This window comes from Streptomyces sp. NPDC058373, from assembly GCF_042723275.1.
Lineage (GTDB): Bacteria > Actinomycetota > Actinomycetes > Streptomycetales > Streptomycetaceae > Streptomyces.
This window is the reverse complement of the sequence record NZ_JBHXJE010000008.1, coordinates 138012-149915: the sequence shown is the minus strand read 5'-3', so window position 1 is coordinate 149915 and position 11904 is coordinate 138012. Positions and strand designations below refer to the sequence as shown.

Here is an 11904-nt window from a genome sequence, read left to right as displayed (position 1 = left end):
GGGGCCGGGTCACGGGCTCGCCGTAAAGGCGGTGTGCCCTGCGGCGGCGAGAGGGAGCGGCAAGGAGACCCGGGGGCTTCTCCGGCCCGTAGCCCCGGCGCGGGCGTAGGCGCCGAGTGGGCCGGACCGCCGGTCCGGAGCGCCCGGCCGTGGGCCGCTTCGGGCCCGCGCGTCCCGGCCGGCCACGTCGAGCGGCCGGCCGGTTCGGCAGGCGGGAGGGGCAAGCACCCGTGCTGTCCGCCTGCTTCCGCGGCTCCCCCGGTGAACGCGCCGCGGCGGGCCCGGAACTGACGACCGGCGGGGCCTCCCCAGCCCGTACGGCTTCCCCAGCCCCGGTGCACGAAGGGGCGGAGCCTGACCGTCCGCCGCGCCCGCACGGTCCCGGTCGGCACTCGCGAGCCATCACCAGGAGCACGGCCGGGCCGCACGCGGCGCCCGCAGGACTCGCGCCCGAGGCCACCGGGTCCCCCGGCCCCGGCGGCCCGGTCAGATCGCCGCCGCGTCCGGGCCTATCCGGCTGCGGACCGCTGTCTGGACCTCGGCCTCCTCGGCCGGGTCGGCGGCGAGGCGGCGGAGGCGGCCGACGACGCGCTGGTCGACGGTGGCGGCGTGGCGGGCACCGACCTCGCGGGTGGTCTCCTCGCAGTCCCACAGGCACTCGACGGCGAAGCCGCTGGCGAACGAGGCGTCGGTGGCGGCGAGCGCCAGGGCGGTGCGGCCGCGCAGATGCGAGGAGGCCGTCTCGCGGTAGAGGTGGCGCAGGACCGGCGCGGCCTGCGCGATGCCCAGGCGCCCGGCGCCGTCGACCAGGCTCCACAGTGCGGGCCCGTCGGGTCCGTCGCCGCGTACGGCCTCGCGGAGGGCGGCGAGGACCAGTGGACCGTCCTCGGCCCCGCCGCGGCAGGCGAGGAGCTGCCCGGCGGCGGAGCCGAGCGGGTCGGGACGGGGTGCCCAGCGGCGGGCGCGGGCGAGGACGGTGGCGCCCTCCATCCGCCCCAGCGACTCGGTGGCGGCCTCGCGGACCACGGGCGAACCGTCGGCGACGGCGGCCTCGATGAGGTCGAGGGCGTCCGGGTCACCGGTGCGGGCGAGGTGGCTCAGGGCGGCGGCGCGGGCCCCGTCGAGTCCGCCGCGGGCGGCGGCGAGCAGCGCCGGCCGGTCGGCGGCGGTGGCGACGGTGGCCAGGCACCGGGCGGCGGGCACATGGCGGTCATTGCCACGGTCGTGGCCCTCCTGGGCCCAGGTCAGGACGCCGTCCACGCTCCACTGGGGACGGTCGGGGGTGGTGAGCTGGCGTTGCCACAGGCCGAAGGAGGCCCGCTCCAGGGCCGCCTTGACGCGCGGGCCGACCGCCGGGTCCGGGTTCTCGGCCCAGAGGTGCCAGGGCCGCGGTTCGTAGCTGTCGGCGGCCGCGGCGGCCAGTTCGGTCTCCCCCTCGGCGGTGGCGGGGAACCGGGCGAGGACGGGGGCGGCCAGCGCGGCGAGCGCGGCTTCGTCGTCGCGTACGGCCAGTTCGTCCAAAGCCCAGGGCCAGTTGGCGCCGTGGGCGGCGTACCGGCGCAACAGGGCGAGGGCGTCGCCGCGCCCGTAGGAGGCGAGGTGGCCGAGGACGCTGACGGCCAGGCCGGTGCGCTCCTCGCCGGGGGCGGCGTGGTCCTCGGGCGCGAAGAGGTGCGCCTCGACGGCGTCGAGCGAGCCGTCCAGGTCGAGGTAGAGCCGGGCGTAGTAGAGGGAGCGGTTCTCCACCTGCCAGTCGTGGCGGGGGTCGCGCAGCACGCACTGGTCGAGGGCGGCGAGCGCCTCGGAACGGGGGGCGGTCAGGGCGTGCAGGGTCCCGTCTCCCCTGCCCCGCTGGAGCAGGCCGAGGAGGGTACCGCTGGGCGCTATGACCGGATCGACGGAATCACACATGGATGAGCCTCACATCAAGCTGTCGACGCAACCGGGGATGGTGCACTACCTGGCCGCGCCGCAACAGGTCTTGACGCTCGTCCGCTGTCGGGTGCTGATGTCCATCGTCTTCTGCCTCTCGTCCGTGGCCCCAAGGGTGTCCCCGGGCCACGGGGCCCGGGGAGGGCCGGTTCACGGTGCGCGCGATGATGCGGCTTCTGCCCAGCTCGCGCTCTCGTGAATCACGACGTCATGATGGCTCAGCGGCTCGCGGCGCCGCGACCAGATTTAACGGGCGTCCCCGGTCGGCGCGGTTCAGACCGCGCCGGGACGGTCCTGGGCCGCGGTGAACCGGGCGAGCAGCTCGTCCTTGCCGAACATGCGGGCCGTGTCCAGCGCGGAGGGGGTCCCGGCGGCCGGGTCGGCGCCGCCGTCGAGGAGGGCGGTGACGACCTCGTCCTCGCCCTTGAAGACGGCTCCGGCGAGCGGGGTCTGACCCCGGTCGTTGGCCCGGTCCGGGTCGGCGCCGCGCTCCAGCAGGGTGCGGACGGCGTCGGCGTGGCCGTGGTAGGCGGCGAGCATGACGAGGGTGTGGCCCTGGTCGTTGGTGAGGTTCACCGGGACTCCGGCGTCGACGTAGGCGGCCAGCCGGGAGCCCTGCCCCTCGCGCGCCAGGTCGAAGATCTTGGTGGCCAGCTCGACGACCTCGGGGTCGGGTGCCTCACTCATCGGCGGTACGCCCTTTGCGTTCTCGTAGGGGGTGTGTGGCTGCGCGGACCGGGCGGGCGCCCGGCCGGCGGGACGGCAGTGGGGCCGTCCGGGTGAATCGCCAGCGTACTGCCCCCGCCGGGGCAGGAGGACGCGCCCCGGGGGCGAGGACCGGGGCGCCCCGGCGCGGGCCGGGCGTACAGGGCCGAGGCTGCCACCGACCTGCGGCGCGGGCCTCCCAGGGCGTACCAGCCGGGTGAAAACACCGCCGCCTACCCCGTTTGCACCTTTTGTCGTACAGATACATGCTGTGAGCCTGGAACAACTGATGGTGACTGTCCCCACCCCCAGGAGAACTCTCATGATCCTGTCCATCTCCGGCGTCGTCCTCCTCGGCATCATCGTCTTCCTGTTCTTCCGCAAGGACGGCCTCAAGGCCTCCCACGCCGTGGTCTGCGCGCTCTTCGGCTTCTACCTGGCGGGCACCGCCATCGCCCCCAGCATCACGGCGGGCGGCGCGAGCCTCGCCGGGCTGCTCGGCGGGATCCAGTTCTGACCGTCCGCTCCCCCGCACCCTGCACCTTCAGGAGAACGACGTGGCCCGGCGACCACTCCCCAGCATTCTGCGCAACGGCACCGTCCCGATCGCCCGGAGCCGGGAGCTGGCCCGGTCAGCGGCGGACAGTGCCACGGACGTCCTCCATCCGCTGATCACGATCACCCGCGGCCTGCGCCGCCTGGCAGCCGCCGGACGGCGCAAGTGGGCCGACACCCCCAAGGACCGGCGCGGCCCCCTGCTCTTCCTGATCGCCGCGGTCCTGCTGGTCCTCTCCCTGGTCCAGTACGGGCTGCCGCTCGCGCTGGCCGTCCTCCTCACGGCGGCCGCCTGGACCGGCCGGGACCGCAAACCGTCCGCGCCCACGGGCACCGACGAGGCGCGGACGCAGCGGCTCACCTCCCTCTACGAGTCGCTCGTCCCCTACTTCTCCGCCCCGGACGACCCGGCCCCCCTCTACACCTACGGCGGTGAGTGGGAGAAGGCCGTCGCCGCGCACAGCTTCGACGACGACGGCCACCCGGACCGCCTCGTGCTGCGCTACCCCGGCTACTTCACCGACGCCGAGCCCGAGCCCCGGCTCCGCGTCGAACAGGTCCTCGCCGCCAAGCTGGGGCGCGGCCGCGAGTACCGCTTCGACTGGAACGAGCAGGGCAACGAGCTGACCGTCACCGCCGTCGACCCGCTCCCCTGCGACCTCACCGCGCAGCCCTTCGTCACCACCCCCGGCGAGCACCTGCTCGGCTTCACCGACGCCGCCGACACCGCCCGCACCCTGCCGGTCACCGGTCCCGACGGCGAGCCGCGCGACGAGCCCCCGGTGCTGTGGCGCACCGGTGCCCGCGCCACCGAGCCGCACCTGCTCGCCGTCGGCCACCCCGGCAGCGGCACCACCTCACTCCTGCGCTCCCTCGCCCTCCAGGCGCTGCGCCACGGCGACGTCCTGGTGGTCGACGGCGGCGGGACCGGCGAGTACGCCTGCCTGACCGGCCGGGAGGGCGTCCTCGCCGTCGAGTGCGACCTGGACGGCGCGCTCACCGGTCTCGAGTGGGCCGCCCACGAGACCGAGCGCCGCCTCATCGCCGCCAACCGGGCCCGGCAGGAGGGCCATCCGCCCCCGCCGGACACCCGGCGCCCGCTGTGGATCCTCCTCGACCGCCCGGCCGCCCTCGCCCACCTCGCCGAGGCCGAGGGCAGGCCCGACCCGCAGAGCCTGCTCCAGGTCCCGCTGCGGCACGGGCGGGCCGCCCAGGTGACCGTGGTGGTGGCCGAGCAGTTCGACTCCACCGAGACACTGACCGACCCGGTACGCCGCCACACCCGGGCCCGCGTCGTCCTGGGCCGCGCCTCCACCGCCCAGGTCGCGCTGGTGCTGGGCGCGCCGCCGCACACCTCGCAGCCGGCCGCGGCCCCGCCCGGCCGGGGCTGGGTGCGGCTCGGCGACGGCCCCGTCCAGCGCATCCAGGTGCCCGCCGCGCCCGACCCGTACGACGAGGGGACGGCCGAGGCCGATCGGCGGGCCGTGCTGGAGCTGCTGCCCCCGCGCCCGCACTCCCTCACGGTCCCCCCGGCGCCGACCGCTCCCCCGGCCGTCCCGGCGGGTGCCGAGAACTGACCGGTCCGGCCCGTGCCCCGCTGAGCCCCGGCCGGGCCCGCGGGGCACGGGCACGTCTCAGGCCACGATGCTCCGCGGCGACTCGGCCCCGCCGCGCACCCCGTCGCGGACCAGCCGGGCGGCGGCCGCCAGCCGTACCGCCGCCTCGTCGGCCACCGCTCCCCCGACGGTGAACGGCAGCCGGACGTACCCCTCGAAGGCGCCGTCGACGCCGAAGCGCGGGCCCGAGGGGACGCGGATGCCGACCTGTTCGCCGAGGGCGGCGATCCGCGAGCCGGAGAGGCCGCCGGTGCGGACCCAGAGGGTGAGGCCGCCGCGCGGCACCTCGAAGCTCCAGTCGGGCAGTTCCCGGCGGACGGCGGCGACCAGGGTGTCGCGGTTCTCGCGTGCCTGGTCGCGGCGGAGCCGTACCGCCTCCTCCCAGCCGCCGCCGGAGAGCAGCCAGTGCACGGCGAGCTGTTCCAGGACCGGGGTCCCGAGGTCGGCGTAGGCGCGGGCGGAGACCAGGCGGCGGATGACGTCGGGGGCGGCGCGGACCCAGCCGATCCGCATCCCGGCCCAGAAGGCCTTGCTGGCGGAGCCGACGGTGATCACGGTGGAGCCCGCCGGATCGAAGGCGCAGACCCGGCGCGGCAGGGCGGAGGTGCCGTCGGGGGCCGGGGCCGGTTCCGGGTCGAGGGCGAGTTCGGTCATGGTCTCGTCGACGACCAGGACGGTCCCCGCCGACCGGGCCGCCTCCACCAGCGCGCGGCGCTGCTCCTCGTCGGCGAGGGCGCCGGTGGGATTGTGGAAGTCGGCGACGACGTAGGCGAGCCGGGGCGCGGCGTCCCGCAGCACCTGCCGCCAGCGGTCCATGTCCCAGCCGCGCAGCTCGTCGGCCATGGCGACGGGAACCAGCCGGGCGCCGGCCTCCCGCATGAGCTGGAGGATGTTGGCGTAGCTGGGCGACTCGACGGCGATGCGCTCGCCCTGCGGGGCGAAGAGGTGGCAGATGGCGTCGATGGCGCCCATGGCGCCGGTGGTGACCATGATCTGCTCGGGCATGGTCGGGATGCCCAGCCGCGTGTACCGCTCGGCGAGCGTGGCCCGCAGGTCGGGCAGTCCGGCGGGGTAGTCGCCGTGCGTCATGGCGTACGGCGGCAGCGACTCCAGGGCGCCGGTGACCGCGCGGGTCAGCCACGGTTCGGGGGCGGGCAGTGAGGCGCAGCCGAGGTCGATGAGGGCGCCCAGCGCCTCCGGCGGCAGCGGTTCGAGGCCGCGCGCGGGCAGCGGGTTGCCCGCCGGGACGGCGGTCCAGCTGCCCGCGCCGCGCCGGGAGGCGAGGAACCCCTCCCCGCGCAGCGCCTCGTAGGCGGCGGCGACGGTGGTGCGGCTGACGGCGAGGGCGAGGGCCAGTTCGCGTTCGGCGGGGAGCCGTGCGGCGACCGGGACGCGCCCCTCCAGGATGAGCAGCCGGACGCCGTCGGCGAGAGCCCGGTAGGCGGGCGGGCGGCGGCCGCCGGGACCGGTACGGGTCTGCCAGGACTGCGAGGCGAGCAGGCGGGCGAGTTGGGCCGCGCCGGTCACCGAGGTCCACTGGGTCATGAAGTCAGTCCACCTTCCCCGAATTGGCCCTGTCCGGCCGTTGTACGCACGCCACAGAGTGACATGCGTCAGTCCACCGTCACCACCCTGGAGGTTGTGGTGTTCCTCGCGCCGCGTCCGCACGACCGCCGGCTCACCCGCCGCCTCTGCCAGTTGTTCACCGGCCTCGTGCTGTACGGGGTGAGCGTCGCCCTGCTCGTGCGGGCCGGGCTGGGGCTGGAGCCGTGGGGGGTGTTCCAGCAGGGGCTGGCGGAGCTGACAGGGCTCTCCATGGGCGCGGTGTCGGTCGTGGTCGGCGCGGCGGTGCTGCTGTTGTGGATCCCGCTGCGGCAGCGGCCGGGCTTCGGCACGGTCTGCAACGTCTTCGTGGTCGGCCTGGCGCTCGACGCGACCCTCGCCCTGCTCCCCGCCACCGGTCACCTGGCGGCCCGGGTGGCGCTCATGGCCGGCGGCGTCGTCCTGAACGGCGCCGCGACCGGTCTGTACATCGCGGCCCGGTTCGGCCCCGGCCCGCGCGACGGCCTGATGACCGGCCTGCACCGGGTCACCGGCCGCTCGCTGCGGCTGGTCCGCACCGGGACAGAGGTGCTGGTGGTGGCGGCCGGCTTCGTCCTCGGCGGCACCGTCGGCATCGGCACGGTGGCGTACGCCCTGTCCATAGGCCCGCTGGCCCAGTGGTTCCTGCGGCTCTTCGCGGTCCCGGCCGCGGCCGACCCGAGCCCGCCGGTCCCGGCCTAGGGCGCCATACTGCGTCCGTGACCGCTTCGACGCCCCCGATACGCCACCCGTACCTGGACCATCCCGGACCGCTCGCCTTCGCCCACCGCGGCGGAGCCGCCGGGGGCCGCGAGAACACGGCGGCCGCCTTCGCCGACGCCCTCGCCGCGGGATACCGGTACCTGGAGACCGATGTCCACCTCACCGCCGACGGGGTGCTGGCCGCCTTCCACGATCCGACGCTGGACCGGGTGACCGACCGCGCGGGCCGCATCGCCGATCTGCCCTGGAGTGAGGTGGCCCGGGCCAGGGTGGCGGGCAGCGAACCGGTGCCGCGCTTCGACGAACTGCTGGAGCGCTTCCCCGAGGCCCGCTGGAACATCGACGTGAAGGCGGAGCCCGCGCTCGGCCCGCTGCTGGAGCTGATCGCCCGCACCGGCACCTGGGACCGGGTCTGCGTCGGCTCCTTCTCGGAGAGCCGCGTCATCCGCGCCCAACGCCTCGGCGGCCCGCGCCTGGCCACCTCGTACGGCGTGCGGGGCGTGCTCGCTCTGCGGCTGCGCTCCTGGGGGCTGCCCGCGCCGGTGCGCGGCTCGGCGGCGTGCGTGCAGGTCCCCGAGGCGCAGTACGGCATCCCGGTGGTGGACCGCCGCTTCGTCCGCGCCGTCCACGCGCGGGGGCTGAAGGTGCACGTCTGGACCGTCAACGACCCCCGGCGGATGGCGGCTCTCCTGGACCTCGGGGTCGATGGCATCATGACCGATCACATCGGCACACTGCGCGATGTGCTGCGCGACCGGGGGCAGTGGGTCTGACCCCGCCGGGGCCCGCGCGAGCGGGCCGGACCGAGGGGGAGACCATGAGCAGCGGCACCGTACCCGCGGAGGAGTCCGGCCGGGCCGAGGCCCGGCGCCGGGAGCAGCGCGGCTGGTACGTCTACGACTGGGCGTGCTCGGTCTACTCCACCAGCGTCCTCACCGTCTTCCTCGGCCCCTACCTCACCCAGGTCGCCAAGGCCGCAGCCGACGCGGAGGGGTACGTCCACCCGCTCGGCATCCCCGTCCGGGCCGGCTCCTTCTTCGCGTACGCGGTCTCCCTGTCGGTGATCGTGGCGATCGTGGTGATGCCGGTCGCGGGCGCCGCCGCCGACCGCACCGGGCGCAAGAAGCCGCTGCTGGCGCTCTCCGCCTACCTGGGGGCGGCGGCCACGGCGGGCATGTTCTTCCTCGACGGCGACCGGTACCTCCTCGGCGGCCTGCTCCTGGTGATCGCCAACGCCTCGCTCGCCGTCTCGATGGTCCTCTACAACTCCTACCTGCCGCAGATCGCCGGGCCCGAGGAGCGCGACGCCGTCTCCTCGCGGGGCTGGGCCTTCGGCTACGCCGCCGGGGCCCTGGTCCTCGTGGGCAACCTGGTGCTGTACACGGCGCACGACTCCTTCGGGCTGAGCGAGGCGATGGCGGTACGGATCTGCCTCGCCTCGGCGGGCGTCTGGTGGGGCGCGTTCACGCTGATCCCGCTGCGCCGGCTGCACGACCGGCGGGTGGCTCCGCAGGCGGTGGCGGCCCGGCGCGGCGGGTGGGGTCAGCTGGTGGCGACCGTGAAGGACATGCGCCGCCATCCGCTGACCCTCGGGTTCCTGCTGGCGTACCTGATGTACAACGACGGCGTGCAGACGGTGATCAGCCAGGCCTCGGTCTTCGGCTCGGAGGAGCTGGGGCTCGGCCAGTCGACACTGATCGTGGCGGTGCTGCTGGTGCAGGTCCTCGCGGTGGCGGGGGCGCTCGGCATGGGACGGCTGGCGGGCCGGTACGGCGCGCAGCACACGATCCTGGGCTCGCTGGTGGTGTGGGCGCTGATCCTGACCGCCGGGTACTTCCTGCCCGCCGGGTCGCCGGTCTGGTTCTTCGTGCTGGCGGCCTTCATCGGCACGGTGCTGGGCGGCACCCAGGCCCTGTCGCGCTCGCTCTTCTCCCACCTGGTGCCCGAGGGGAAGGAGGCCGAGTACTTCTCGGCGTTCGAGATGAGCGACCGGGGCATGAGCTGGCTGGGCCCGCTGCTCTTCGGCCTGACCTACCAGCTCACCGGCAGCTACCGGGACGCGATCATCTCGCTGGTCGCTTTCTTCGTGATCGGTTTCGTGCTGCTGGCCCGGGTACCCGTACGCAGAGCCGTCCTGGACGCGGGCAATCCCGTGCCGGGTCGGATTTAGCGCGGACGGCAAAACGGCGGTAGTGTACGCGTTTGGCTCGCCAGGCGTACCGTTACTGCGCGTGAAAGACGTGCGGTGAGGTCGCGCATCCCCTGTCAGATGTGACAAACCGGGCGATGGTGGGTACAACAAGGGGCGGCTACGACGGCGACGCATGACCCTGAACGGGAATCTTTACCGCCGACCGGACGTTGACCGGATGACGACGACAGCGACACCTGTCCTGTGGGCGACAAGCCCGGGAGGCACGATTCATGAGTGAGCGAGCTCTTCGCGGCACGCGCCTCGTGGTGACGAGCTACGAGACCGACCGCGGCATCGACCTGGCCCCGCGCCAGGCCGTGGAGTACGCATGCCAGAACGGACATCGATTCGAGATGCCGTTCTCGGTTGAGGCCGAGATTCCGCCGGAGTGGGAGTGCAAGGTCTGCGGCGCCCAGGCACTTCTGGTGGACGGCGACGGACCCGAGGAGAAGAAGGGCAAGCCCGCGCGTACGCACTGGGACATGCTGATGGAGCGGCGCACGCGGGAGGAGCTGGAGGAGGTGCTGGCCGAGCGGCTGGCAGTCCTTCGCTCCGGCGCCATGAACATCGCGGTGCACCCGCGGGACAGCCGGAAGTCCGCCTGAGGCGCTTCCGGTGCGCCTGACGCACCCGTCCCCGGCCCGTGGGCCGTGCCACCCCTCACCGGGTGGCACGGCCCACGGGCTTTTCCGTGCCCGGACGGCACCGCGGGCGGAAAGGCGTCCGCCGCCCCTGCCCCCGGCGGACCGGGGCGGGGCGGCGAGCCAAGTCTCAGGGGGTCAGCGGCGGCCGGGGGTCGTCGTCGCGGCCGGGGGGTCGCGGCGGGTCGTCGTCGCGGACCACCTCGCCCTGGACCACCTTGCCGTCGGGGGCGCGCGTCCGGGCCTGCTGGAAGGCGCCGCCGAAGGGGCCGGGACCGGCCGCGGCCATCCGCCGTTCCAGTGAACGTTCGGCGCGGCGGGCCAGCGCGGTGCGGACCGGGGGGAGCAGCAGGACCAGGCCGAAGAGGTCGGAGACGAGCCCGGGCAGGATGAAGAGCAGCCCGCCGACGAGCAGGAAGGCGTTACCGCCGCTGCGTTCGGTCTCGGGGGTGATGCCCTGCTGCTGCTGGGCGACGGTCTCCTGGAACTTCCGCAGGGCGCGGCGGCCGGCCCGCTTGATCAGCAGGGTGCCGGCCACGACGCCGGCCAGGAGCAGCAGGAACACGATGAACCCGCTCGTCGCCGAGGCGACGAGGGTCAGCAGCCAGACCTCCAGGATCAGCCACGCCACCAGGGCGAGCGGCAGGAAGGTTCTCAGGCGGGAGCGCGGAGCGTTTCGGGAGGGAGGCGGTGCGCCAGTCGTCATGGTCCCAGTGTGCCTGCCCGCTGCCCGGGACGGGGAGGCGGGATGATCAAGGCCGCGCGGACCGGCCGCGGCGCACGACCGGGGCGCGGCCCCGCCCGGATCAGTCGGGCGTACGCCCCAGGGCCTTGTTGACGCGCCCGCCGACGCCCCAGGCGGTGACGCGCCAGAGGGCCTCCACGACGATGTCGCGGCTCATCTTGCTGTCGCCGTGTTCGCGCTCGACGAAGGTGATCGGGACCTCCACCACGGAGCATCCGGCCTGGACGGCGCGGCGGGCGAGGTCGACCTGGAAGCAGTACCCCTGGGAGGCGACCTCGGTCAGGCCCAGCTTCTCCAGCGTCTCGCGGCGGAAGGCGCGGTAGCCACCGGTGATGTCGCGCAGCGGCACGTCCAGCAGGAACCGCGAGTAGGTGCTGCCGCCGCGGGAGAGGAGCTGGCGGCTGCGCGGCCAGTTGACGACCCGGCCGCCGGGCACCCAGCGGGAGCCGAGGACGAGGTCGGCGCCCTTGAGGGCGGTGAGCAGGCGGGGCAGTTCCTCGGGCTGGTGGGAGCCGTCGGCGTCCATCTCGACCAGGACGCCGAAGTCACGCTCCAGTCCCCAGCGGAATCCGGCGAGGTAGGCGGCGCCGAGCCCTTCCTTGCCGGCCCGGTGCAGGACGTGCACCTGCTCGTCGTCGGCGGCGAGTTCGTCCGCGATCTTCCCGGTGCCGTCGGGGCTGTTGTCGTCCGCGACGAGTACGTGGGCCTCCGGGACGGCTTCGCGTACCCGGGCGACGATGGGCGCGATGTTGTCGGCCTCGTTGTACGTCGGAATGATCACCAGCGTGGTTCCGAGCGGGCCGTACTCCTCGCGCGGGGCCTCAGAAGCCCTGTCGCCGCCGTCGTTCACCTTTGCCCCTTACCTGTCCGTGCACAGGGGACCACCATAATGCTCGTGGTCCCGGGGACGGAGGCGGATCGGCCGCCGGGAGTGCCGCGCGTGCGGCGGGGGGCTCGCCCCGGTGCCGGGAGCGGCACGGAATGGGGGCCCGGCGTCCTTCGGGCCGGCCCGGGATCCGCTGGCTGCGGGTCGACCGAGAACCGTTGTCTACTGAACCTCCGGGCCCCACCCGGGTCGCACCCGCCGGCCGGCCGGAACCTTCCCTCGTCCCGGTGCGCGGGCGCTGGGCCTGGCTCCCAGTGGCGGTGCGCCTGCTGTGGCGTACCGCCCCTGACCCAGTGGCGTACGGCGACGGTTCGGGGGTCCCCCGG

The 11904-nt window shown here is 74.7% G+C and carries 11 protein-coding genes; 6 read left to right on the top strand and 5 right to left on the bottom strand.

Translation table 11 applies throughout. The features are described from left to right. Nucleotides 1-486: 486 nt before the first annotated feature. Complete coding sequence (locus ACFWMZ_RS08160; protein WP_383183029.1) at nucleotides 487-1911, bottom strand: HEAT repeat domain-containing protein; 1425 nt, start codon at nucleotides 1909-1911, stop codon at nucleotides 487-489. 294 nt (nucleotides 1912-2205) lie between these two features. Beyond that, complete coding sequence (locus tag ACFWMZ_RS08155; RefSeq protein WP_383183031.1) at nucleotides 2206-2619, bottom strand: ankyrin repeat domain-containing protein; 414 nt, start codon at nucleotides 2617-2619, stop codon at nucleotides 2206-2208. 340 nt (nucleotides 2620-2959) lie between these two features. Here ACFWMZ_RS08155 and ACFWMZ_RS08150 point away from each other — a divergent pair, with 340 nt between their 5' ends. Beyond that, nucleotides 2960-3154 carry a hypothetical protein gene (locus ACFWMZ_RS08150; protein WP_383183033.1) on the top strand — a complete coding sequence of 65 codons (195 nt, stop codon included), beginning with the start codon at nucleotides 2960-2962 and terminating at the stop codon, nucleotides 3152-3154. Between the two features lie 40 nt (nucleotides 3155-3194). Then, nucleotides 3195-4769 (top strand): hypothetical protein, encoded by a 1575-nt coding sequence (locus ACFWMZ_RS08145; RefSeq protein ID WP_383183035.1) that lies wholly within the window; start codon nucleotides 3195-3197, stop codon nucleotides 4767-4769. 57 nt (nucleotides 4770-4826) lie between these two features. On the opposite strand, the gene ACFWMZ_RS08140 is transcribed toward ACFWMZ_RS08145, so the two are convergent. Further along, on the bottom strand, nucleotides 4827-6353 hold the full coding sequence (locus ACFWMZ_RS08140) for a PLP-dependent aminotransferase family protein (RefSeq protein WP_383183037.1): 1527 nt from the start codon (nucleotides 6351-6353) through the stop codon (nucleotides 4827-4829). A gap of 63 nt (nucleotides 6354-6416) precedes the next feature. Here ACFWMZ_RS08140 and ACFWMZ_RS08135 point away from each other — a divergent pair, with 63 nt between their 5' ends. From ACFWMZ_RS08135 to ACFWMZ_RS08120, 4 genes are all read left to right on the top strand, one after another. Continuing rightward, the gene (locus ACFWMZ_RS08135) at nucleotides 6417-7091 is read left to right on the top strand and encodes a YitT family protein (RefSeq protein ID WP_383183039.1); all 675 of its coding nucleotides are present in this window, start codon (nucleotides 6417-6419) and stop codon (nucleotides 7089-7091) included. A gap of 17 nt (nucleotides 7092-7108) precedes the next feature. Beyond that, on the top strand, nucleotides 7109-7885 hold the full coding sequence (locus ACFWMZ_RS08130) for a glycerophosphodiester phosphodiesterase (RefSeq protein ID WP_383183041.1): 777 nt from the start codon (nucleotides 7109-7111) through the stop codon (nucleotides 7883-7885). A 44-nt stretch (nucleotides 7886-7929) separates the two neighbouring features. Beyond that, nucleotides 7930-9282 (top strand): MFS transporter, encoded by a 1353-nt coding sequence (locus ACFWMZ_RS08125; RefSeq protein ID WP_383200119.1) that lies wholly within the window; start codon nucleotides 7930-7932, stop codon nucleotides 9280-9282. 254 nt (nucleotides 9283-9536) lie between these two features. Continuing rightward, entirely contained in the window at nucleotides 9537-9911 is a 375-nt protein-coding gene (locus tag ACFWMZ_RS08120) for an RNA polymerase-binding protein RbpA (protein WP_003946969.1), read from the top strand. A 166-nt stretch (nucleotides 9912-10077) separates the two neighbouring features. Here ACFWMZ_RS08120 and fxsA read toward each other — a convergent pair whose 3' ends face one another. Both fxsA and ACFWMZ_RS08110 read right to left on the bottom strand, forming a co-directional pair. Further along, nucleotides 10078-10653 (bottom strand): FxsA family membrane protein, encoded by a 576-nt coding sequence (gene fxsA / locus ACFWMZ_RS08115; protein WP_383175251.1) that lies wholly within the window; start codon nucleotides 10651-10653, stop codon nucleotides 10078-10080. A 100-nt stretch (nucleotides 10654-10753) separates the two neighbouring features. Continuing rightward, the gene (locus ACFWMZ_RS08110; RefSeq protein ID WP_383200116.1) at nucleotides 10754-11542 is read right to left on the bottom strand and encodes a polyprenol monophosphomannose synthase; all 789 of its coding nucleotides are present in this window, start codon (nucleotides 11540-11542) and stop codon (nucleotides 10754-10756) included. Nucleotides 11543-11904: the final 362 nt, after the last annotated feature.